20 protein-coding genes are annotated in these 22,773 nt (G+C 63.6%); 10 read left to right on the top strand and 10 right to left on the bottom strand.

All coding sequences use genetic code 11. The annotated features are described in order from the left end of the window. Positions 1–2: 2 nt before the first annotated feature. The 3 genes from EOD29_RS00825 to EOD29_RS00815 form a co-directional block, all read right to left on the bottom strand. Positions 3–785: a formyl transferase gene (locus EOD29_RS00825; RefSeq protein ID WP_127245713.1), complete on the bottom strand. Its 783-nt coding sequence runs from the start codon at positions 783–785 to the stop codon at positions 3–5. A gap of 114 nt (positions 786–899) precedes the next feature. Further along, positions 900–1,475, bottom strand: coding sequence for a DUF4893 domain-containing protein (locus EOD29_RS00820; protein ID WP_095829808.1), 576 nt, complete (start codon positions 1,473–1,475; stop codon positions 900–902). A 167-nt stretch (positions 1,476–1,642) separates the two neighbouring features. Next, a complete protein-coding gene (locus EOD29_RS00815; RefSeq protein WP_095801944.1) occupies positions 1,643–2,272 on the bottom strand; it encodes a DUF1638 domain-containing protein in 630 nt (209 codons plus the stop codon). A 56-nt stretch (positions 2,273–2,328) separates the two neighbouring features. On the opposite strand from EOD29_RS00815, the gene EOD29_RS00810 reads away from it, so the two are divergent. Beyond that, positions 2,329–2,466: an entericidin A/B family lipoprotein gene (locus EOD29_RS00810; RefSeq protein WP_019858698.1), complete on the top strand. Its 138-nt coding sequence runs from the start codon at positions 2,329–2,331 to the stop codon at positions 2,464–2,466. A gap of 83 nt (positions 2,467–2,549) precedes the next feature. Here EOD29_RS00810 and EOD29_RS00805 read toward each other — a convergent pair whose 3' ends face one another. After that, positions 2,550–3,248 carry a B12-binding domain-containing protein gene (locus EOD29_RS00805; RefSeq protein WP_066999684.1) on the bottom strand — a complete coding sequence of 233 codons (699 nt, stop codon included), beginning with the start codon at positions 3,246–3,248 and terminating at the stop codon, positions 2,550–2,552. Positions 3,249–3,529: 281 nt separating this feature from the next. On the opposite strand from EOD29_RS00805, the gene EOD29_RS00800 reads away from it, so the two are divergent. The 6 genes from EOD29_RS00800 to EOD29_RS00775 all read left to right on the top strand — a co-directional run bounded on the left by EOD29_RS00800 (position 3,530) and on the right by EOD29_RS00775 (position 9,943). Continuing rightward, on the top strand, positions 3,530–5,104 hold the full coding sequence (locus EOD29_RS00800; RefSeq protein ID WP_127245712.1) for a trimethylamine methyltransferase family protein: 1,575 nt from the start codon (positions 3,530–3,532) through the stop codon (positions 5,102–5,104). An 89-nt stretch (positions 5,105–5,193) separates the two neighbouring features. Beyond that, positions 5,194–5,883, top strand: coding sequence for a hypothetical protein (locus EOD29_RS00795; RefSeq protein ID WP_127245711.1), 690 nt, complete (start codon positions 5,194–5,196; stop codon positions 5,881–5,883). Between the two features lie 104 nt (positions 5,884–5,987). After that, a complete protein-coding gene (locus tag EOD29_RS00790; protein WP_127245710.1) occupies positions 5,988–6,719 on the top strand; it encodes a dienelactone hydrolase family protein in 732 nt (243 codons plus the stop codon). 73 nt (positions 6,720–6,792) lie between these two features. Then, positions 6,793–7,356: an RNA polymerase sigma factor gene (locus EOD29_RS00785; protein WP_067329326.1), complete on the top strand. Its 564-nt coding sequence runs from the start codon at positions 6,793–6,795 to the stop codon at positions 7,354–7,356. Between the two features lie 2 nt (positions 7,357–7,358). Further along, a complete protein-coding gene (locus tag EOD29_RS00780; protein ID WP_127245709.1) occupies positions 7,359–9,527 on the top strand; it encodes a VWA domain-containing protein in 2,169 nt (722 codons plus the stop codon). 14 nt (positions 9,528–9,541) lie between these two features. Beyond that, on the top strand, positions 9,542–9,943 hold the full coding sequence (locus EOD29_RS00775; protein WP_245433184.1) for a hypothetical protein: 402 nt from the start codon (positions 9,542–9,544) through the stop codon (positions 9,941–9,943). 12 nt (positions 9,944–9,955) lie between these two features. On the opposite strand, the gene bmt is transcribed toward EOD29_RS00775, so the two are convergent. Both bmt and EOD29_RS00765 read right to left on the bottom strand, forming a co-directional pair. Further along, entirely contained in the window at positions 9,956–10,972 is a 1,017-nt protein-coding gene (bmt, locus tag EOD29_RS00770) for a betaine--homocysteine S-methyltransferase (RefSeq protein WP_066999705.1), read from the bottom strand. A 152-nt stretch (positions 10,973–11,124) separates the two neighbouring features. Next, positions 11,125–11,982 (bottom strand): helix-turn-helix transcriptional regulator, encoded by an 858-nt coding sequence (locus EOD29_RS00765; protein WP_095778490.1) that lies wholly within the window; start codon positions 11,980–11,982, stop codon positions 11,125–11,127. Positions 11,983–12,210: 228 nt separating this feature from the next. On the opposite strand from EOD29_RS00765, the gene EOD29_RS00760 reads away from it, so the two are divergent. Together EOD29_RS00760 and EOD29_RS00755 are read left to right on the top strand one after the other, a co-directional pair. Beyond that, complete coding sequence (locus EOD29_RS00760; protein WP_095801937.1) at positions 12,211–13,221, top strand: fatty acid desaturase; 1,011 nt, start codon at positions 12,211–12,213, stop codon at positions 13,219–13,221. Positions 13,222–13,296: 75 nt separating this feature from the next. Continuing rightward, positions 13,297–14,142, top strand: a complete 846-nt coding sequence (locus EOD29_RS00755) for a PhnD/SsuA/transferrin family substrate-binding protein (RefSeq protein WP_067329338.1) — start codon at positions 13,297–13,299, stop codon at positions 14,140–14,142. Here EOD29_RS00755 and EOD29_RS00750 read toward each other — a convergent pair. The 4 genes from EOD29_RS00750 to EOD29_RS00735 form a co-directional block, all read right to left on the bottom strand. Then, on the bottom strand, positions 14,104–15,450 hold the full coding sequence (locus EOD29_RS00750; protein WP_127245708.1) for a Xaa-Pro peptidase family protein: 1,347 nt from the start codon (positions 15,448–15,450) through the stop codon (positions 14,104–14,106). The two genes, EOD29_RS00755 and EOD29_RS00750, sit on opposite strands and share 39 nt — an antisense overlap. A gap of 18 nt (positions 15,451–15,468) precedes the next feature. After that, complete coding sequence (locus EOD29_RS00745; protein WP_164763675.1) at positions 15,469–16,977, bottom strand: glycosyltransferase family 39 protein; 1,509 nt, start codon at positions 16,975–16,977, stop codon at positions 15,469–15,471. A 92-nt stretch (positions 16,978–17,069) separates the two neighbouring features. Next, positions 17,070–19,640, bottom strand: a complete 2,571-nt coding sequence (locus EOD29_RS00740) for an FAD-dependent oxidoreductase (RefSeq protein ID WP_127245706.1) — start codon at positions 19,638–19,640, stop codon at positions 17,070–17,072. A 53-nt stretch (positions 19,641–19,693) separates the two neighbouring features. Continuing rightward, a complete protein-coding gene (locus EOD29_RS00735) occupies positions 19,694–21,271 on the bottom strand; it encodes a trimethylamine methyltransferase family protein (protein ID WP_127245705.1) in 1,578 nt (525 codons plus the stop codon). A gap of 255 nt (positions 21,272–21,526) precedes the next feature. Here EOD29_RS00735 and EOD29_RS00730 point away from each other — a divergent pair, with 255 nt between their 5' ends. Continuing rightward, positions 21,527–22,687 carry an MFS transporter gene (locus EOD29_RS00730; protein ID WP_067329632.1) on the top strand — a complete coding sequence of 387 codons (1,161 nt, stop codon included), beginning with the start codon at positions 21,527–21,529 and terminating at the stop codon, positions 22,685–22,687. Positions 22,688–22,773 lie beyond the last annotated feature (86 nt).

Raw genomic sequence — 22,773 nt, 5'->3', positions numbered from 1 at the left:
GATTACCAGACGCGCCTCGTCAGGCCGGTCCAGAGGTAGGACCAAATCGTCGGGTGAAACCACTGTTTCGAGGGCAGGCCGGGATCGATCGTCGTAAGTTTTCCCGCCAGCGCCTCGGCCACTGCCTGGACGCAGATGTCGCGGGAAAATGCCGCCTGCCGCAGCGCGTAGCTGGCGATGGTGTCGCCGCGTTTCGACTTGCCGCGCGCCTGCTTCAGCACTCCGCCGGTGTCGACGCCGGCATCGACCAGATGCACAGTGGTGCCGAAATTCCCTCGATCACCGGAGGCCAGCGCCCAGTAGCCGCCATTCATGCCACGATATTTCGGGGCAATGCCGGCGTGATAGTTGAGCACCGGGCAAGGCATCTTCGCGAGCATATTCCTCGACAGCAGCCGGCAGCCGGCGAGGAGCACGACGCCCGGCCCGATCTTCTCAATCGCCTGAAGGCATTCCGGACCGTTGGCGGAAGGCACATGGATGATCGTCTGGGTCGGGCGAGGTTCTGTCTCGAGCTTTTCCTCGGCAATCAGCCGTGCAGCATGGCCGGCAAAGAACCGCTTGCCAAGCCTGGTCAGCACCATCGTGCCGAGCTGGCCGATGGCCGAGATCCAGCCCTGGCGGCGGGCGCGGCCGAGCAGCAAACGCTTTTTTGATTCAGGGGTTTCGAGGATGACACTCACAGGGCCGACGCGATCGGCGATGGCGTTAACGATTGCCCAGATATGCGGACCGCCTTCGGTGACGACAACAGTCCGCCGCGGACCGGATTCCGACGTTGCCATGGCAAGCACCCGCTCTCAAAGTCGGGCGCATGCTAGGGAGAGCGGGTTAACCCTTAGTGAGCCAATGGTCGCGCATGATCCTGGTCCGAAAACTCTGCAACTTTTCGGGCTCAGTCAGCGCTTGAATTCCATGATGTCGAGCTTCGATTCATAATAGGGCGCGGGGAATTCGATGCGCCACTCGGTGGCACTGTTGCGGAAGGCATAGCCCACTTGGTCGCTTTCGGCGCCGCTGCCATAGGGTTTGGCCTTTTCGTCATTGACCGAAAACGAGCCGAGATAGATGGCGCGCTTCTCACCGTCGTCGAAGAAGCGACCGGTGGTGCGCTGCGAGCCGCTGATCTTCTGCAGCCGCCAACCCGAGCCGTCCCCGGTGACCTTACACTTGAACCAGCCATAGATAACTAGCGGGCTCAAGCCGCCGGCCTTGATGGTGCGACATTTCCAGTTGCCGGTCAGATCCTTGTCGGAGAAAGCGACCAGCGGCTTGGCGAGCAGCGCATCGAGTTGCTTGACCTCAGCCGGATCGCCGGCCTTTGCCTCTTCGAGAGCCGCCTTGCGCGTTTCGCCATATTTATCCAGTCGCGCCTTGTCTGCGGCGGTGATCAGCTTCTGCAACTCGCCGTCGGCATAGGCGGGCAGGGCGAAGCCGATAAGGCAAAGGGCGGCAAGCAGCAGGCGAGGGATCATGGGCGTTTCCCGAATCGGTGGCTGGAATAGCTGTTTAGTCTGCTTGGGGCACAACTTACCCGTTCGCAGGCCGCTGTCATCCGGCTTGCCAGCGGAGGCGAGGGGGCTTCGTCTGCAAGTCGATCGTCCGTTCCGCTGGCCGCCGTTGAAGCAGCCCTGCTCGAGCCTCAAGCGTTGGCTGCCGCCCGCGCCAGTTCGCTCGTCAGATCGCCATAACCGGTCGAGCGGCGCTCGTAGGCGAGGCCGAGCATGGCGGCGGCTTTCTCGGCAATCTTGTCGAGATCCGGATCGTCGGTTTGCGCGAGATAGATCAGCTTCTCGTAATTGCCGAAATAGTCCTTGATAAGCTCGGGATGCCTGTCGAGCCCGAGCGGCTTGATGAAAAAGGCGTCGAATTGGCGGCAGAGGAAGTCGGTCATGTAGAACGACATCATGTCGCCGTCGGCGACCTTCGCGTAGAGGTCCATGCCCTGGTAGAAGGCGAAGCAATGCGGGCCGGCCATGCGCTCCACGCCATGCTTCTCGATCACGCGGTCGAGCATGCCGCCGGTGCCGCAATCGGCATAGCCGACGAAGATGTGTTTGTAGCCTTCCGCCTTGGCCTTTTCGATGGCCTTGTCCATGGCCGGCGCGATGCGGTCCGGATAGAAGTGGAACTCGGCCGGCAGGCAGGTCAACTCAAGGTGATCGAGCTTTAGCTGTTGCTTGACGGCCAAAACTTCGCGCGCAATCATCCCGCAGGCGATGACGAGCAGCCTGTCTGTTTGATTCGGTTTCGTTTTTTGCGTTTTGACCATGAACCAGTCGAGCCGGTTTTCGCTGCGGGGCTAATTATCTGTTGAGGGAGACACCCATGAAACTGCTACGCATCGCGCCGATTGCCATCCTTGCCTGCGCGCTTGCACTCACCGCCTGCGCCAACACCATTCGAGGCGTCGGCAAGGACGTCAAATCGACGGCGAGGGCGGTCAAAGACACTGTCGCCAACTGATCGTTCAGCCTCATCATCATCTGGGAACAAAAAAGCCGCGCTGCAAGGCGCGGCTTTTTTCGATCCATCCTGATGCCCTGGGATCAGGCGGAAGCGCGAACGTTGTGCTTGCGCTTCATGAAGTCCTTGGCGGTCTCGACCGCCACCGCGGCATCGCGGCAATAAGCGTCGGCGCCGACGGCCTTGCCGAATTCCTCGTTGAGCGGCGCCCCGCCGACCAGCACGACGTAATCGTCGCGAATGCCCTTTTCCTTCATCGTGTCGATGACGACCTTCATATAGGGCATGGTCGTGGTGAGCAGCGCCGACATGCCGATGATGTCGGGCTGATGCTGCTCGATCGCTTCCAGATATTTCTCGACCGCATTGTTGATGCCGAGGTCGATGACATCGAAGCCGGCGCCTTCCATCATCATGCCGACGAGGTTCTTGCCGATGTCGTGGATGTCGCCCTTGACGGTGCCGATCACCATCTTGCCCTGCTTGGGCGCGCCGGTGGCGGCAAGCAGCGGGCGCAGGATGGCCATGCCGGCCTTCATGGCATTGGCCGAGAGCAGCACTTCCGGCACGAACAGGATGCCGTCGCGGAAATCTTCGCCGACGATGCGCATGCCTTCGACCAGCGCCTCGGTCAGCACCGTGTAGGGCTGCCAGCCGCGCTCAAGAAGGATATGCGTGCCTTCCTCGATCTCTTCCTTCAGCCCGTCATAAAGGTCGTCATGCATCTGCTGCACGAGTTCCTCGTCGGAAAGCTCGGAAAGGATGATCTCGTCGTCGGACATTTTTTCCTCGGGCTCCTTGCTGCTCGGAATGCTTGCTGCAGCTCAAAAATCGATGCGCCAATACCTAACCCGCGAGGGCAAGGTAGCCATAGCTGATTTGCGACTTCCCGCAAAAGGAAAGCGACTGAAAAGTTGGCGGTTTTCTTGTCGATTTTGCGACAGGCGTTGGCGCTGGCGGGCCGTTTCCAATAGGGTGCATGGCTACGATCCGGAAAGAAGCGGCGGCGAACCGGCCGCGAGCCAATTCAGGCCCAAATCTAAAATCTATAGGAAGAACGATCATGAGCGATAACGCGGCAGTCGAGCAGGAAGCGTCGGGCGGACGACGCGGACGCGGCGCCAGCGGCGGCGCGGCGGCCAGGCGCGCGGCGCGCGCAGGCGGCGGTCCGGGCACCCAGCTCACCTATATCAAGCGCAAGATTAACGTCTACGAGGTCCTCGACGAGGAAGGCCTGGCGCTGATCGAGAAGAACACAGACACGGTGCTGGAAGAGATCGGCATCATCTTCCGCGACGACGCCGAGGCGCTCGCGCTGTGGAAAGAGGCCGGCGCCGATGTGAAAGGCGAGCGCGTGCATTTTCCCAAGGGGCTTTGCCGCTCGCTGCTCAAGACCGCGCCTTCGATCTACACCCAGCATGCGCGCAATCCGGAGCGTTCGGTGCAGATCGGCGGCAAAGGAACGGTGTTCGCGCCGGTCTATGGCCCGCCCTTCGTGCGCGACCTCGACGGCAACCGCCGCTACGCAACGCTCGAGGATTTCCAGAATTTCGTGAAGCTCGCCTATATGGCGCCGTCGATCCACCATTCGGGCGGCACGGTATGCGAGCCGGTCGACGTGCCGGTCAATAAGCGCCATCTGGATATGGTCTATTCGCATATCCGCTATTCGGACAAACCGTTCATGGGCTCGGTGACGGCGCCGGAGCGGGCCGAGGACACCGTGGCGATGGCCAAGATCGTGTTCGGCGAGGATTTCGTCGAGAACAACACGGTGCTGACCAGCCTGATCAACGCCAACTCGCCGATGGTGTTCGACGAGACCATGCTCGGGGCGCTGAAAGTCTATTCGCGCCACAACCAGGCCTGCATTGTCACGCCGTTCATCCTGGCCGGCGCTATGAGCCCGGTGACGGTTGCCGGAACGCTGACGCAGATCCTGGCCGAGGTGCTTGCCGGCGCCTCGTTCACGCAGCTGATCAGGCCCGGCGCGCCGGTGCTGTTCGGCACTTTCGCCTCGTCGATCTCGATGCAGTCGGGCGCGCCGACTTTCGGCACGCCGGAACCATCGCTGGTTTCCTATGGCGCAGCGCAGCTCGCGCGCCGGCTCGGCCTGCCGTTCCGCACCGGTGGCTCGCTCTGCGCCTCGAAGGTCCCGGATGCGCAGGCGGCCTATGAGAGCGCCAACACGCTGAACTCGACCATCCTTGCCGGCACCAACTTCGTGCTGCATTCGGCCGGCTGGCTCGAGGGCGGTCTCGCCTCCTGCTACGAGAAATTCATGATGGACATCGACCAGCTCGGCATGACGCAGAAATTCGCCGAGGGCGTCGACCTGTCGGAGAACGGCCAGGCGATGGGCGCCATCCGCCAGGTCGGTCCGGGCAGCCACTATCTCGGCTGCGACCACACGCAGGCGAATTTCCAGACCGCCTTCTACCGCTCCAACATCGCCGACAACAATTCCTATGAGCAGTGGCTGGCCGAAGGCGAAAAGACAGCGCCGCAGCGCGCCAACGAGCTCGCCCGCCGCTGGCTGGAAAGCTACGAGGCACCGCATCTCGATCCGGCGATCGACGAGGCACTGAAGGATTTCATCGACAGGAAGAAGGCCTCGATGGCCGACGCCTTCACTTGAAAGGAGCCCGAGTCAGGCCGGGCTAAAGTCGCCAACATCATCCATAAGGAAGTCTGGCGGAGCGCGTTCTCCGACCCGGACAAGAAGGGATGACTTTTTCGCGCGGCACGATCGAAGGGACCGCGGCCGCGCTTGCCGCCCACGGCCTGATCCTTCGGGGCGGCTTTCGCTTCGCTAGTGGTGAAGCCGTGCCTGCGGGGCTTTCAGGCGCGCCTGCGAAGTCCGCCCTCTTGGTTGGGCAGGCCGGCGCCGCACCCTGGCCGCACTTCCAGCGCTGGCTCGGGCAGCGGGCCAGCGGGATCGTCAACCCGCTCGACACCTGGTCGCGGGAGGTGATCGGCGCGGTGGCGCAAGCGTTCGGCGCTCGCGTCGTGTCGCCCTCCGACAGGCCCTATCTGCCGTTCCAGCAATGGGCGATGCGGGCGGAAGGGTTGAAGCCGTCGCCGCTCGGCATCCTCATGCATCCGCAGTATGGGTTGTGGCATGCCTATCGCGGCGCGCTGCTGTTCGAGGAAGAGATTTTCCTCCCCGAGCCTCGAGAAGCGATTCATCTCTGCGACACATGCGTCGAAAAACCCTGCATGAATTCCTGTCCGGTCCATGCCTATTCCGAGCAGGGTTTTGCCCATGAAGCCTGTCTTGGGCATGTGCGCGGCCCCGGAGGCGGCCTGTGCCGCACGAGCGGCTGCCTCGACCGCAACGCATGTCCCTACGGGGCGGACTATCGCTATCCGCCAGAGGTGCAGGCCTTTCATATGGTGGCCTTTGCTCGGCTGTAAGATGAAGGCCAACCGCACGAAATCTTGAACGCCAGGCTCCGGGATTGTCTTGCCGGGCTGCTCCAGCCGGATATCTATCGCGCGGACAGACGACGGAGCGCAGCATGGCCAAGCAAGAGATCGAGATCGAAACCCGGGACGGGAAGGCCAAGGCCGGGCTGTTCCGACCGGCGGCGGCGGCCAGGGCCGGCGTCATCCTCTACATGGATATTTTCGGCCCGCGGCCGACGCTCGACCAGATGGCCGAACGCCTCGCAGAGCGTGGCTATGCCGTGCTGGTGCCCGATCTCTTCTATCGCAGCGTGCCCTATGGACCGTTCGACCCTAAGACTGCGTTTGCTGAGGATAAGACCAGGGCTCAACTGACGGCGCTGAGCGGTGGCACCACGCAAGAGATGACCATCCGCGATAGCGTGGCCTTCCTCGATGCGCTCACTGCCGAAGGCCTAGACGGGCCGGTCGGCGTCGTCGGCTATTGCATGGGCGGCGCACGGGCTCTTAACGCCGCCGCGGCCTATCCCGACCGCATTGCTGCCGCCGCCAGCTTCCACGGCGGCAATCTGGCAAGCGACGCGCCCGACAGCCCGCACCGGAAGGCGGCGTCGATCAAGGCACGCATCTACGTCGGGGTCGCCGGCGTGGACCGTAGCTTTCCGCCGGAGCAATCAGCCCGGCTGGCAGAGGCGCTCAGGGTCGCCGAAGTCGACCACACGATCGAGAACTATGTCGGCGTCGGTCATGGCTGGTGCGTCAAGGACCACAGCGTCTATGACGAAGCGGGCGCCGAGCGCCATTGGAAGCGGCTGATCACGCTGTTCGCCGAAACCTTAGGGTAGGGTGCGGAGGCCGCCGCAAAAAAATCTTTCCATCGTCCCAAGGAATCGCCATTAGCCTTCGTCCAACAGGCAAATGACGGCGATGATGCTGGACGACAGCGAAGCCTCCGATGCCGAATTGATCGGGCGGGCGAGGGGTGGAGACAGGGGGGCTTTCGGCAAACTGCTCGAAAGGCACTATGGCTTCGTCTATCGCGCCGCCTATCGCTGGTGCGGCCGCAAGGCCGATGCCGAAGACATCGCCCAGGATGTCTGCGTGCGGCTCGGCCGGGCAATCCGCGACTATCAGGGCAATGGCGCGTTCACGACCTGGCTCTACGCCATGACACTGAACGCTTCGCGCGACATGATGCGCAAGCGCGCCCGCGACAGCGCCAAGACCGAGGCCTTCGGCACGTATGCGCTGATCGCGGGGGAGGGCTCGGCGGAAGCCCAGGACCCGGCCGAGGCGCTGTGGGCGGCGGTGCGCATGCTGCCGGACAAGCAGCGCGACGCGGTGCTGCTCGTCTATGGCGAAGGGTTGAGCCACGCGGCTGCGGCCGAGGTGATGGCGATCTCGGAGGCGACGGTTTCCTGGCACATCCATGAAGCGAAGAAACGGCTGAAGCTGCTCATGCGCTCAGCCGGGGAAGTGTGACCATGGTCGACGACAACGAACTCGAAAGGCTGCGCAATCTGGCAGTTCCGGCGCCGGACCGCGAAGCGCAAACGCGTGCGTTGGCCGCCGCGATGCACGCCTTCGACTTGAACGAAAAAATTTCGACCGCCCCCCAAGGATCGCCGGCAGGTCTTCGTCTCACGGAGCGAGCACAAAGGCTCTGGAGAGAGATCATGCAACGGAAACTCATTGCCACCCCGGCCCTGACCGCGCTGGTCGCGCTGCCTATCGCCGGCTATGCCGCTTTTGAGATGCTGAGGGAGCAGCCGCCCGTTATTTCAAACGGGAAGGTCACCGAAACGGTGGCCGACAAGCCGGTTGCGCAGAAGCCGATACCGAACCAGCCCGCGATCAGCGAGCCGCTGGCGGCCGCGCCTGCCAAGGAGAAGAAGACCGGCGCCGACAGCGAGAGGCGTGTCGAAGACGAGGCGCAGGTCGCACCGGCATCGCCGCCGAAAACTGAATTGAGCCGATCCGATGATCGGACCAGGCAGGAATACGGGGCGTTGAAGGACTTTGCCAAGCAAATACCACAGGCGCTGCCTGCGCCGCCGCCTGCACCTGCGGAGGTTGACCAGCTGGCCGCCGGCGGACGCGCGAATGCCCAGGCGCCGGCAACCGCCATGCAGCCTGCAGAGATGCCGGCTGGCGCCGTCGCTGGTTTCGGGCCGATGGTTCAGCCGGCGCCCATGCCGGCCGATCAAATGCAGCCGCAAGAGCAAAACCGCGACCGCATCGAGACCTTCAAGACCAATTCGGTGCACCAAGCTGCCCAGGATCCGGTGTCGACCTTCTCGATCGATGTCGACACGGCGTCCTATTCCTTCGTCCGCCGCTCGCTGAAGGAAGGTATTCTGCCCGACCCAGGCACGGTCCGGGTCGAAGAGATGATCAACTACTTCCCTTATGACTGGAAGGGGCCAGACTCGGCCGCGACGCCGTTCAATTCGACTGTCACCGTCATGCCGACGCCCTGGAACGAGCGCACCAAGCTGATGCATGTTGCGATCAAGGGTTTTGACGTGAAGCCGGTCGAGGCGCCGAAGGCAAACCTGGTGTTCCTGATCGATGTTTCGGGTTCGATGGACGAGCCGGACAAGCTGCCGCTCTTGAAGTCGGCGTTCCGGTTGCTGGTCAGCAAGCTCAAGGCCGACGACACCGTCTCCATCGTCACCTATGCCGGCAATGCCGGCACGGTGCTGATGCCGACAAAGGCCGCGGAAAGGCAGAAGATTCTTGCAGCGATAGACAATCTGGAGCCAGGCGGTTCGACCGCCGGCGAGGCAGGCATCAAGGAAGCCTACAAACTTGCGCAGCAGTCTTTCGTCAAGGACGGCATCAACCGCGTGATGCTTGCCACCGACGGCGATTTCAACGTCGGCCAGACCGATGACGACGACCTCAAACGGTTGATCGAGAAGGAGCGCAAGACCGGCGTGTTTCTCTCGGTGTTCGGCTTCGGCCGCGGCAATCTCAACGACCAGATGATGCAGACCATCGCCCAGAACGGCAATGGCACGGCCGCCTATATCGACACGCTTGCCGAGGCCGAGAAGGTGTTGGTCGAGGACGCGTCCTCGACGCTGTTCACCATTGCCAAGGATGTGAAAATCCAAGTCGAGTTCAACCCGGCCAAGGTCTCGGAATACCGGCTGGTCGGCTATGAGACGCGGGCGCTCAAGCGCGAGGATTTCAACAATGACCGCGTCGACGCCGGCGATATCGGTTCCGGCCATTCGGTGACGGCGATCTACGAGGTCACGCCCAAGGGAGGCGGCGCCGAGCAGGTCGATCCGTTGCGCTATGGCGAGGCGAAGGTCGACAATGGCGGCGTTGCCAATGCGGGCGAATATGCCTTCGTAAAAATCCGCTACAAGCTGCCGAACGAGAATGTCTCGAAACTGATCACGACACCGGTGACCGCGGCCAACGAGGTGCCGTCCTTCGATGAAGCCGGCGTCGACCAGCGCTTTTCGGTCGCGGTCGCGGCTTTCGGGCAGAAGCTGCGCGACGCGGATCAGACGGCGAATTTCGGCTACGACCGGATCCTGGAGATCGCCAACGCCGCGCGCGGCGCTGATCCGTTCGGCTACAGGGCGGAATTCCTGTCGCTGGTGCGGCTAGCCTCGTCGCTGGGCACCAACAGATAGGGCGGGTGCCGTCCATGGAACAAAAAGCCGGCGGAGGACCTGCCGGCTTTTGCCGATCGTTAAATTGCGCGGCTTTTCCGGAACTTGATCGCAATGCCCTCCTGTTAGTCAAAGCTGATAGGAGTGAGGGGCTGGAATTGCATATCACCGGGAACGTGACGCCGACTGCGGGCAATCTTCAGACGCGAGCACCGTCCGCTCCGTCGGCGGAATCCGCGCGGATCAGGAATAATGTCGATGCGGCCCGCGACACGGCGCTCTCTGCGCTCAACAACGACCGCTTTCGCGTGATGCTGGAGCAGATCAGCGACCCGCGCGCGTCCGGCGCGTTGATGACGATGGGCGGCGACGGCAAGAACAGCGCCGCCACCGATCTCGGTACGGCGCTGTCGCGCTACGCTGAAAACAGCGAATAGAGCAGGCCAACTTCAGGCGCGGCTGCGCCGGCGTTCGCGACGGCCTTCGCCTGCCTCGGCAGCGCTCGCTATCTTGTTGCGCATCGGCCCGATGCGCTCGACGATGGACTCGACCGTCGGACGCGCCGACTTGGTGTGCGCGTCGAGCGCCTTGCGCATCGCGGCAAGGTGAGCGAACGAGGTGCCGCAGCAGCCGCCGACGATCTTGGCGCCCGCATCGACTGCCAGCCGGACATAGTCGGCCATCAGTTCGGGCGTGCCGGAATAGTGGATCTCGCTGCCGCGGAATTCCGGAATGCCGCAATTGCCCTTGACGATCACGGTGGCTTCCGGCTTCGCGTCGGTCATGTCGAGCAGCGAGGCCAGGATGTCGGCTGCGCCGACGCCGCAATTGGCGCCCACCCCAAGCGGAGCCTGCGACAGTCCATCCGCAACGCCGTGGATATCCTTGGGCAACAGCCCCATCATGGTGCGGCCGGCCGTATCGAAGGAACCGGTATAGGTGTAGGGCAGGCCGACGCGGATCGCGGCTTCGGCCGCGGCGCGGATCTCATCCGGCGCCGACATGGTCTCGATCCATGCGACTTCGGCTCCGCCGGCCTTCAAGCCCTCGATCTGCTCGGCAAAGGCATCGACCGCTTCCTCATAGGACATAGCGCCGAGCGGCACCAAAAGCTCGCCGGTCGGGCCGACGGAGCCGGCAACGATCACCTTGCGGCCTGCCTTGTCGGACACCGAACGGGCAATTTCGGCGGCGCGCTTGTTCAAGTCATGCACGCGGTCCTGAGCGTGATGCAGCTTCAGCCGATGACGGGTGCCGCCGAAGGAATTGGTCAGGATGATGTCGGCGCCGGCATCGACGAAATTCTGATGCAGCGCGGCGATGGTGTCGGGCGCCGTCTCGTTGAGCAGCTCGGGGGCTTCGCCGGCCTCAAGTCCCATCGCGAATAAATTGGTGCCGGTGGCGCCGTCGGCCAGCAGCACGCCTTTTTCGGCAAGCAATGCGTCGATCGGATTGGTGGCGGTCATGGCTCTGGCTTTCGTATCCTGAATTCAAATAACGATATAAAGAAGTCTTTATATCTAGTCAACGAATATGAGGCCCGCTCTTGCGTGAGTTTCCTAAAACGACGGTCGGCCAGGTTGGTCGCCGCATGCCAGCATGGCGATAGCGGCCGCGTTCAGACAGAGCCTGAGGTGAAGGAGATGCCGGCCAGTTTCTGCGTGAAGCTCGCAGCCTCATGCGCGTTGACATCGGCGGCTCGGATCAGATTGTCGAAGTGGCTGGTCAGGGTACGGACCGGCTGGGTGGCGTTCAGCACCAGATACATGTCGCCGACATAGATTGCGGCGCGGTACGGCCCGAAGATCGTATAAGGGATCGAATAGCGCATGCGGCCGTCATAGAGGAACAGGCGGAAGGTCGGGTAAAGGTCGTCGAGGAGCGTTGCCATGTGCAGCAATTGCCGGCGGCGCTCGGCTTCCGGGAACCGGTCCCAGACGCCGAGCCCGCGTGCGAAAATCTCCAGCGTATGGCGCGGCATGCAGACCTCCATGTCGGTCTCGGGCCGCCTGTTGTAGTCGATGCGGTATTGCGTTTCGCCGGCCTGCGCCTCGCGGCTCTTGTTGGTAATGCCGGCCTCGTATTCGACAAGGGCCTCGGTGCGCAGGAGGTCCGGAATGCCCGCCGGCACGTAGCGGATCTTGGTGCCGACCGCCTCGGCGTGCCATTTGGCAAGTAGCGTGCGGTCAAAGCCGTCCGGCGCCTCCTCGATCTCGAGGCTTTCGCGAATCTCGCCGGTGACGCCTTCGTCCTGGCTAAGGCCCAGCAGCCAATCGAGCGATACCTTGAACTCGGCGGCGATGTTGAGAAGCGTCTCGGCGCGGGGCAGGCGCGTCGAGGCGCCCGACAGGAGCTGCGACAGCGCCGAACGATCGATACCGACGGCGCTCGCGAAGGCCGACTGGTTCAAGTCCGAGCGTGTCAAGAGCAATTTCAGGCGCTCTCGGAAAACCGTCGACAGATCACGCTTGTCCATCACGCCGCCCCTTTCCAGTGGAGGAAAAATTTGCGCCCAGGCCTGCTGGTTAGGTGCTCAGGCGCAAATGAATCCCCAAATCTGTTTACAATATATAACATATGCAGCCAAAAATGCGCATTCGCAACAGATTGTTCACTTTGTCGCGTTGCGACAACGACAGGCTCCTGACACAATGCTGTCAGGAATCAAAGTGGTTCCGGCGACTGGAAGGCAGTGGTCGATAGCATGACTGGCATACGCAAGAGACACAGCAGCACACCGGCCGTGGAATGGCCGACAGTATTCCTCACACTGTTCTGTTATGGCGCCTGGCTTGCCACCGGCTTCCTGCTTTGGCCTTCCTATCCGCTGCTGGCCCTTGTCGCCTTGGCCTTGATACTGGCCCTGCAATCCTCGCTGATGCACGAAGTGCTGCATGGCCATCCGACCCGCAACGCCAGCATCAACGAAGCCTTCGTCATCCTGCCGATCGGGCTGGTCTGGCCGTTCCGCCGTTTCAAGGCGATCCATCTTCGCCACCACGCCGACGAGCGGCTGACCGACCCGCTCGACGATCCGGAAAGCTATTACCAGGCGCTCTGGATGCATGCGGAAATGCCGCCGGCGATGAAGGTCCTGCTCAAGATCAACAACACAATGGTCGGCCGCTTCGTTCTCGGACCTTGGCTGTCGTCGATCGGCTTCTTCCTCGAAGACGCCAGACAGATGGCCGCCGGCGACAAGGCGATCCGCAAAGCCTGGCTGCTGCATGCGGTCGGACTTGCAGTGGTCGTGCCGATCGTGACCTTCGGCTTCGGCATCCCGCTCTGGCTCTACATACTGGGGCCGGTGTGGCTCGGCCAGTCTTTGATTTCGGTGCGCACCTATGCCGAGCATCAGTGGTCGGAACACCCGGAGGGCCGCACGATCATCGTCGAGCGGTCGCCGCTCTCCTTCCTGTTCCTCAACAACAACCTGCATTTCGTGCACCACAAGAGCCCGACCGTCGCCTGGTACAGACTGCCGAAGATGTTTCGCGATCGCCGCGAAGAATGGCTGCGGATGAACAACGGCTACGTCTATCCGAATTATTTCGCGCTGATCAAATCATTTGCCTTCAAGGCCAAGGAGCCGGTGGTGCATCCGGTGCTGCGCCGCGCGCCCGAACCCGGCCGTGCCTTCAAGCCGCGCATCAGAGCGCGTAATGTGAGTGGACTTGGCACGGCTCCGGTGCCGGCTGAGCCGCCGAAAGAGTAAGTTCGAACTTTCGCGACTGCTTTATCGCCGCGGAATTCAGGCGCCGATGACCGCCTGTTTTGAAAGCTGTTCGTCATGAGCAAGTTGATTGCGGCTCTGCCGATGTATGACTGGCCGGAAGTTCGCGGCGAGATCGACGCGCAATGGGCGCAGCTCCGCGACGCTTTTCGACGGAGGGGTATCGACGCGCCGGAAAGAATGGCGCGCAGCAATCGCGACCTGCCGCCGGTGTCCGGCGGCATCCAAGACGGCGCCGGGAAGCTGATAGCGCCCGACCCCGCGACATTGCCCCCGGACGAGTTCGACTTTCACCAGCTCTGGCTGAGCCCGGCGCTGCTTTTCGGACAGACCTGCTGGGGGCCGATGGAGCTCGGCCTTGCCAGGCATGTGCAGGTGGTCGCTCAGCCAAGCTATGACGCCTTCGAGGGCGGGCAGGGCGAGCTCTATTCCAGCGCGCTGGTGATGCCGGCTGATGGCGGGACGTCGGTTGGCTCGCCCGAGGATGGCAAGGCCGTCATCCCGCTCGATCTCATCCGCGGCAAGCGCTTCATCTTCAACAATCCGGATTCGATGTCCGGGCTGCTCGGGCTGACGCGCGACCTGGAGGCGATCGGCGAAAGTCTGGGCGTCTTCGCCTCGTGCGGCGAAAGCGGCGGCCACCGGTCGTCGATCGTCGCCATCGCCGAGGGCAGGGCCGATATCGCCGCCATCGACTGCCAGAGCTGGGCATTGGCGCAGCGATTCGAGCCGGCGGCGCGGCGCGTGAAAGTGGTCGGCTGGACGACCAGGCGGAAGGGATTGCCGTTTATATCGGCCAGGGCCACATCGGCGGACGTCGTTGCGTCCATGCGCGAGGCCATCGCCGAGCTTGGCTTGGACGGGTCAGTTGCCAAGCAGCTTTTCGTCGAGCGGGTAGGCTGAGAGTTTTTCGTTGCCGGTCTCGGTGATGAGGATCTGCTCCTCGATCTTGACGCCCTCGCGGCCGCCGAGCCTACCGATATAGCTTTCCACGCACAGCACCATGCCGGGTTCCAGGACGCCATCCGGCGTGTCGTCCGTCCAGTCGCTGGCATGCGGCAGAGTTGGATATTCGTCCGCCAGACCGACGCCGTGGTAGAGCACGCCGTAGCGCGCCGGGAAGCAGTCTCCCGGCGGCACGGCGGAGCGTTCGACGAGATCGCGGAAGGAAATGCCCGGCCGCATCAATACCGTGTTGTGGGCGATCTGGTCGGCGGCGATGCGGAACAGATCACGCTGCTCGTCGGACGGCCGGCCATTGCCGCAGAGCCAGGTGCGCGAGAGGTCGGCGCAGAATCCATAGGGACCGATGAGGTCGGTGTCGAAGGCGACGAGATCGCCATCCTCGACGATGCGCGACGAGCATTCCTGGAACCAGGGGTTGGTGCGCGGCCCGGACGACAGAAGCCGGGTCTCGATCCATTCGCCGCCGCGCGCGATGTTGCCGCGATGCAGTTCCGCCCAGAGTTCGTTCTCGGAAATGCCCGCCTTCAGCGCCGCTTCCATCTCGCCCATCGCCGCCTCGCAGGCGACAATGGCGCAGCGCATGGCGAGGATCTCGTCGGGCGACTTTATGAGGCGCGCATTCTCCATCACAGCCTCGCCATTGCCGACCGTGATGCCGTGGCGGGCAAGCTCTTCGACGCCTTCCGGGTTGACGTGGTCGACGGCGATCAGCCGATTGCCGCCGCCGTGCTCTGCAAGGAGCTCGGCGATGCCGGCTGCCCAGCGACGGACCTTCTTGTCGGTCAGCTCGCCGCTATAAAGATACATCCACGACACCGCCGGCCGCACCTCGTCGACGACGCCGGCGTGATCCGACAAATGCTCGCAGGAGAAATAGTCGAACAGCACCACAGGACCTTCTGTGGCGACGAAACAGTGGCGGGTCGGATTGTGCGCGACCCAGAGCTGCATGTTGGTCGAATCCGTCGCGTAGCGGATGTTGACCGGGTCGTAGAGCAGGGCGCCCGCATAGTCGCGGCGCCTGAGCTCGGCGCGGATGCGCTCGAGCCGATAGGTTCGCATGGCAGGCAGGTCTGGAGCGGCGATGCCTGCCGCCGCCCATTCGGCTTCGGCTACCGCGCCATAGCCCAGAGCGTGCTGGCTGAGCGCGGCAGCCTTCTCGCGGGAGGCGGCGCGCAGCGCCTCGACGGAGCCGGGTTCGAACGGCATGATCTTGCGGTGGCGGCCGAAACGTTGTGTGTCCATGCGGGTCCCCCTTGCTGTCTATTGCGGCGTCATCTTGTGCAGCCTGGTGATCGTGACCTGGCGCGGTGCGTTCCCCAACTGCGGCACCGCGATGCGCCGATGGACGGTGTCCATCACATAGCCGGCCTCGGTGATCCTCTTGAAGATGACGGAAGCCGGCTCCTCGTCATCCGCGAGCACAAGCACCGCGGGCTCGCGGATCGATTTGGCGAAATCGGGTATCTCGTCGTCGAGCACGATGAGATCGGGATCGACGAGGCGGAGATTGCCGATCCAGAACCAGCTTGAGACCACAGTGCCGACCGGTCCGTCGACTGTCAGCTGACGATGGAGCGAAGCGTAGTCCATGCGCACGATGCTGCCGCGGTTGTCGCCGCCGTGGACCTGCATGTACCAGCTTACCGGAAGCACCAGGATGGCCATCACGGCGCCGACGAAGACGATTGTAGCCTGCGTCTTCCTGCCCCTTTCCCCCATCGCGTCCAGCCGCATGGCAATGGCGACCGGCAACAGCACGAATACGGGCAGCATCCAGCGATCGCGAAACTGTGTGATGCCTCCCGCCAGCACCACCACGAGCGTGATCAGCAAGGCGAAGCCTATCGCTCGCCAGACCAGCGTCTCTGGCCACGGTGCGGCCTCGGGCGGTGGTGCGGATTGCTTGCGCGCCAGGAAAAACGCGACGGCAAAGATCGTGGCCGGCAGCCCGGCGAAATTGAGTATCGCATTGCCCAAGCCGCGGATGCCGCGAGACAGGGTCTTTGCCGCGCTGCCCCCCTCGGCGACGCCCAGGCCACCGCTGTGCGCCAGCAGGTCTCCCAGATGCGTGAGGCTCCAGTAGAATGTGGGCAGGCAGGCGAGGATCGCCACAACCACACTGATCAGGAAACGGCGATCGAAGATCGCCTCACGTGTTTCGCGGACGGACAGCGCCGCAAGGAACAGCGCAGCGAGAAAGATCACCTCATTGTATTTCGACAGCATTGCGGCGGCGGTCGCCAAGCCAAGCAGCACATACGCGGCAGTCGAGCGCCGTTTCTGCAACTCGGCGACTGCCAGGAGCAGCAGCGATGAAAAGCAAAAAACCGCGACCGAGTGGGTGAGGGCATGCTGCATCTCCCATACGATCTGTGGAAACAGCAGCAGGCCGAACATGGCGGCGGTCGCCGCGCGGGCTGAGTAGCCCAGGCGGCGCACTGTGGCGAAGGACGCGACCAATCCACCGGCCAGCAGCGTGTATTTGACGATCTTGAGCGCGAGAATGCTGGTTCCAACCAGCGAGGCCGTGAGGATGCCGAACCAGGTGTATAAAGGCGGCTGCGAGCCGCCATAGCCGGCCGCGAGGAAGCGCATCGCCATCAACTGTTCGGCGTCGTCGACGCCGACGCCGGTGCCCACGAAATGGGACGAGAGCGGCATAACCACGATCTGGACCAGGCAATAGGCAAGTGCAAACGCGATTGCGGCACTGAAAGGGCCGACCCGTTCATCGCAGAGCCAGTCGGTCCATTTCTCCAGCTGCCGCAAGGGTCGTCTTCTCATCTGATGCGTTGGTGGCCGGTTGCTATATAGCCGGCCACCAACACGATCCGAAAGCGGTACATTGCGGCTTCCTGGAATCAGGTGCGCATCTTCTCGCCGCTCGGGTCGAAGGGCGGTTCGACGTTGATGCGGGCCGGGCGGCGGTGGCCGAGGATCTCGATCTCGAACAGGCCGGCGCTCTCGTCCTCGGCAAGGGCCGCCGGCACATAGCCCTGCGCCATCGACTTTTGCACGTAGTGCGCATAGCCGCCCGAGGTCACCCAGCCGACAACGCGCCACTCGCCATCGACGATGCCGCGCACGGCCGAAGCGCCTTCGGCGGCTTCGGAGCCGCGCACTTCCTTGCCCGTCTCGTCGAAGCGCGGCGCGCCGTAGCCATGCGGTTTCTCCACCGTGCCATAATCCTTGCTGACCTTGGCCCAGATCGGCTCGTCGCCCATCACGTCGGCGTCCGCAGCATCGACGATGAAGGAGACGCGGCGCAGCTTCGGCCCTTGCGCCTGCTCCCTGGCAGCCGCCTCGCGGCCAATGAAGTCGTTCTTCTCCAGCTTGATGAAGCGGTCCATCGAGCCTTCGAACGGCCCGTAGATCGGACGCAACTCGCGGAACCAGGTTGGGAAGTTCTTTTCGAGACGCATCGACAGCAGCGCGCGCATGCCGAAATCGACGAGGCCGAATTCCTCGCCTGCTTCCTTGATCGCCTTGTAGACGAGGCGCTGATAGGCGGGGGCCATCCAGATCTCGTAGCCGAGGTCGCCGGTATAGGTGATGCGGTTGACCATGCAGGGCGCGCCGCCGACCGCCATCTCGCGGAAGTCCATGAAGCGGAAGGCCTTGGTCGAGACGTCGACGTCCACGAGTTTCTGCAGCAAATCCCGCGAGCTCGGTCCGGCGATGGACAGGCCGACCAGCGTCTGGTCGAAGCGGTGGATGCGCACAGAACCATCCTTGGGCAGGTGCTTCTCGAACCAGCGCATATGGTATTTCTGCGCGGCCGAAGAGCCCCAGATCATGAAACGGTCCTCACCGGTCTTGGCGATGGTGAAGTCGCCGATCAGCCTGCCGAACTCGTTGACCATCGGGGTGAGCACAATGCGGCCGGTCTTCGGCATCCGGTTGGTCATCAGCCGGTTGAGGAAATCCTCGGCGCCCGGCCCGGAAACTTCGTACTTGGCAAAGTTGGCGATCTCGGTGACGCCGACCCGTTCGCGCGTCGCGCGAACTTCCTCGCCGATCGGGCCGAAATCGTTGGAGCGGTGGAAGGAGACGATGTCCTTTGGCTCGGTGCCCTTTGGCGCGAACCAGAGCGGGGTTTCCAGTCCCCACGAGTCGCCCATGACCGCATTGTTGGCGAGCATCGTGTCGTAGAGCGGCGTCGTCTGCGCCGGCCGGGCGGCCGGCAGTTCCTCGTTCGGGAAGCGGATCGAGAAGCGCCGCGAATAATTCTCGCGCACCTTGGCGTTGGTGTAGCGCAGCGTCGCCCATTCGCCGAAGCGGGCGACATCCATGCCCCAGACGTCGAAGCCCGGATCGCCGTGCACCATCCAGTTGGACAGCGCCAGGCCAACGCCGCCGCCCTGGCTGAAGCCGGCCATGACGGCGCAGGCACACCAGAAGTTGGTCAGGCCCTGGACTGGGCCGACCAGCGGGTTGCCGTCGAGCGCGAAGGTGAAGGGGCCGTTGATGATCTGTTTGATGCCGGCCTTCTCGATGCCGGGGAAATGCTTGAAGCCGATCTCCAGCGACGGCGCGATGCGGTCGATGTCGGGTGGCAAGAGTTCATGACCGAAATCCCAGGGCGTGTTGACCGGCGACCATGGCTTGCAGGCTTTTTCATAGGTGCCGAGCAGGATGCCGTTGCGCTCCTGGCGGGTGTAAATCTCGCCCTTGAAGTCGAGCACGCCGATCATCTCGCGGCCGGTCGATCTGTTGAATTCCTCGACCTCCGGCATCGGCTCGGTGAGCAGGTACATGTGCTCCATCGCCAGCACCGGCAGCTCGACGCCGACCATGCGGCCGATCTCGCGCGCCCACAGCCCGCCGCAATTGGCGACATGCTCGGCTTTCACCGTGCCTTGCTCGGTGACGACGTTCCAGGTGCCGTCGGCTTCCTGCGTCAGCTCGACGACGCGGTTGCGCAGCACGATCTCAGCGCCGAGTTTTCGCGCGGCCTTGGCGTAGGCGTGGGTCGTGCCGGAGGGGTCGAGATGGCCTTCGACGGGATCCCACATGGCGCCGACGAAATTCTTCTCGTCCATCAGCGGGAACATCGCCTTGGCTTCGGACGGCGTAATCAGCTCGGTATCCATGCCGAGATAGCGGCCCTTGGCGTGGGCGAGCCGCAGGAAATCCATGCGCTCGGGGGTATCGGCCATCATCACGCCGCCGGTCAGATGCAGCGAGCAGGACTGGCCGGAAAGCTCCTCGATCTCCTTGTAGAGCTGGACGGTATAAGCCTGCAGCTTGGCGACGTTCGGGTCGCCGTTCAGGGTGTGGAAGCCGCCCGCCGCGTGCCAGGACGAGCCGGAGGTCAGCTCCGAGCGCTCGATCAGCATGATGTCGGTCCAGCCGGCCTTGGCGAGGTGGTAGAGCACCGAGCAGCCGACGACACCGCCGCCGATGACAACCGCTTTAACATGGGATTTCATGAAGATAGGTCCGTTTTTGCAGAGACTGAATCGGGTGAGCGGGGCGTGAAAGATCAAAAATCGGTCGGCGCGCCGCCTTCGGCGCGGCGCTTCTCGACGAAGTCGTTGAGCTCCTCGCGGATGGCCGGGTCCATATACGGCTCTTCGTAGGCTGCGAGGCGCTCCTTCCATACCTTGTTGGTGCGTTCCAGCGCCGTCGGCGAACCCGCCTCGGTCCAGGTCTCGAAATTGCGCCAGTCGGAGACGATCGGCGAGTAGAAGGCGGTCTTGTAGCGCTCCTGCGTGTGCTGGGTGCCGAAGAAATGGCCGCCCGGGCCGACCGACTGGATGGCGTCGAAGCCGAGCGCGTCTTCGGAGAGATCGAGCGGGGTGAGAAATTCGGCCACCATCTGCAGGAGGTCGATGTCGAGGATGGTCTTTTCGTAGGAGCAGCGCAGGCCGCCTTCCAGCCAGCCGGCGCCGTGCATCATCAGATTGCCGCCGCCCTGGATGGCGCCCCACAGCGAAAAGACGCTTTCATAGGCGGCCTGCGCGTCGACCGTGTTGGCGGCGCAGGTGTTTGAGGTGCGGTAGGGGATATTGTAACGGCGGGCGAGCTGGCCGCCGGCGAGCTGCGCCTTCATGTATTCGGGCGTGCCGAAGGCCGGTGCGCCCGACTTCATGTCGACATTGGAGGTGAAGCCGCCATAGCCGACCGGCGCGCCCTTCTTCACCATCTGGGCAAAGGCGATGCCGGAGAGCGCCTCGGCATTCTGCTGCACCAGCGCGCCGGCGATGGTGACGGGCGCCATGGCGCCGGAGAGCGTGAACGGCGTGACGATCACCGCCTGGCCCATGCTGGCCATCTGGATGATGCCTTCCATCATCGGCACGTCGAGCTTGAGCGGCGAATTGGTGTTGATGATGGTGAAGACCGACGGCTCCTCCATCAGCTGCTCGCGGCTGACGCCGCGCGCGATGCGGGCGATCTCGATGCCGTCGACATTGCGTTCCTTGCCGAGCGAATAGATGTGGAAGACCTTGTCGGTCAGCGTGGCGAGGTCGCGGATGCACTCGAGATGCCGGACCGAGGGATGGATGTCGATCGGCTCGACCGGATAGCCGCCGGTGCACTGCAGTATGTTGTGCATCTGCGCCAGGCGCAGGAAATTGCGGTAGTCGACCTGGTTGCCGGGGCGGCGGCCGCGGTCGAGGTCGGAGCAGTTCGGCGCCGAGGCCATCATCGACAGGATGACGTTGTTGCCGCCGAAGCGCAGATTGTGCGCCGGGTTGCGGGCGTGCAGCGTGAACTCCGGCGGACAGTACGCGATGAGCTCGAGGATCATGTCGCTGTCGAAGCGAACGCGCTCGCTGCCTTCGCGAACGTCGGCGCCATGCGCCTTCATGATGCGGCGGGCTTCCTCATGCAGCACGTCGACTCCGATCTCCTTCAAAACGCGCAGCGAGGCGAGGTGGATCGATTCCAGTTCGTCGTCGGACACCAGCCTGGTGGGCACCAGCGGGTTCTTAAGCTGCCGGAACGGCGGCTGCTCGAAGGCTGCCGATCCGCCGGCGCGTTTGCCAGCACGGCCGCCGCGGCGGGCGCGATCTGTTGCCAATGCCGGTTCGGCGGGATGAAGGGCGGCAGTCATGAGAGGCCTCGTGGGGATGCGAAAGTGGTCGGCATAATGGACCGGCGGCAATGCTGCCGGTAAGGAGGCGGCGACCACTAGGGCGAGGGAAGCGACATGACGGAAGGGCAGATTGGCCCGCCGAATTGCCGCCGCCAAAGCATTCCCTGCCGGCGTTCCTGACAAGGATTGGCTGGAACATGCGCCCTTGCCGTCAGTTGGCCCTTACGGCTGTCGCCGGCAGCGGCTAAGCCTGCGTTGAATGGAGCAGGAATGATGGCTCTGGCGAAATCAGAGACCGGCGAGACGGTGCAGTGGGCCGCGATTACCGGCGTGATCGCGACCGTGTCGGTGTTCGCCATCGCGCAGGGGCTTTCCTATCCGCTGCTGAGCTTCATCCTGCAGCGTCAGGGCGTGTCGCCGGCGGTGATCGGCCTGTCGGCCGCGATGACGCCGGTCGGTTTCATCCTGTCCTCGCCGCTGATCCCGGGGCTGGCGCGCCGGTTCGGAGCCGGGCGGACTGCGCTCATCTGCGCCGGGCTCTCGGCCCTGGTGCTGGCGCTGATCGGCTGGACCCAGGACGTCTATTTGTGGTTCCCACTGCGCTTCCTGGTCGGCGTGGTCACCAATCCGCTTTATGTGCTCAGCGAAATCTGGGTGATCGCGCTGGCGCCGCCGTCGCGGCGCGGGCGCGTCATGGGCATCTATTCGACCATCATCTCGGCTGGGTTCGCGGCCGGACCGCTCTGCCTGCTGGCGGTCGGCACGGAGGGTTGGCCGCCTTTTCTGGTCGGCATCTTTGCTTTTCTTTTCTGCGGCGCCTGCCTGGCGGTCGTGGTGAAACGTCTGCCTAGGGTCGACGAGGCAGGTGAAAAAGTTTCTGTGCTGGGCTTCATGCCGCTCGCCTGGCTGCTCCTGTCGGCGGTCGTCGCCGCCGCCGGTTTCGAGCAGTCGGTGCTGGCGCTGCTTCCCGTCTATGGCACCCACTTCGACATTCCCGAGACGCGCATGTCGGCGCTGCTGTCGACGATGATCGCCGGCAACATCGCCATGCAGGTGCCGCTCGGCCTGCTCGCCGAAAGACTGACGGCGCGCCTCGTGCGATTCGGCTGTGTCTCGGTGACGGTTCTTGGCTGCGCGCTCTTGCCGGCGCTCATCGAGACGCCGCTGATCTGGCCTTGCGTCTTCATCTGGGGCGCGGTGTCCTACGGGATCTATACGATGTCGATCATCGAGCTCGGCGAGCGTTTTACCGGCTCGGCGCTGGTCGCGGGCAATGCCTCCTTCTCCTTGATGTGGGGCGTCGGTGGCATCCTCGTGCCGCCGCTGACCGGCGGTGTGATGGACCTGATCGGCGCCGCAGGGCTTCCGGTGACGCTCGGCGCGATCTGCGCGGCGCTGGCTGTAGCCACCGTCATTCGCCGGCGGGTGATGTAGGGCCGGCTGGCTGAGCGCAGGCAGCGCTGCTCTTGAATGTTGGCACGGCGAACGCGATGTAGGCAGGGCCGCCAGACCCGGAGACC

This window comes from Mesorhizobium sp. M1A.T.Ca.IN.004.03.1.1 (assembly GCF_003997555.1).
GTDB lineage: Bacteria > Pseudomonadota > Alphaproteobacteria > Rhizobiales > Rhizobiaceae > Mesorhizobium.
Note: the sequence above shows the minus strand (reverse complement) of the source record. Positions and strands in the feature narration are given on the sequence as shown.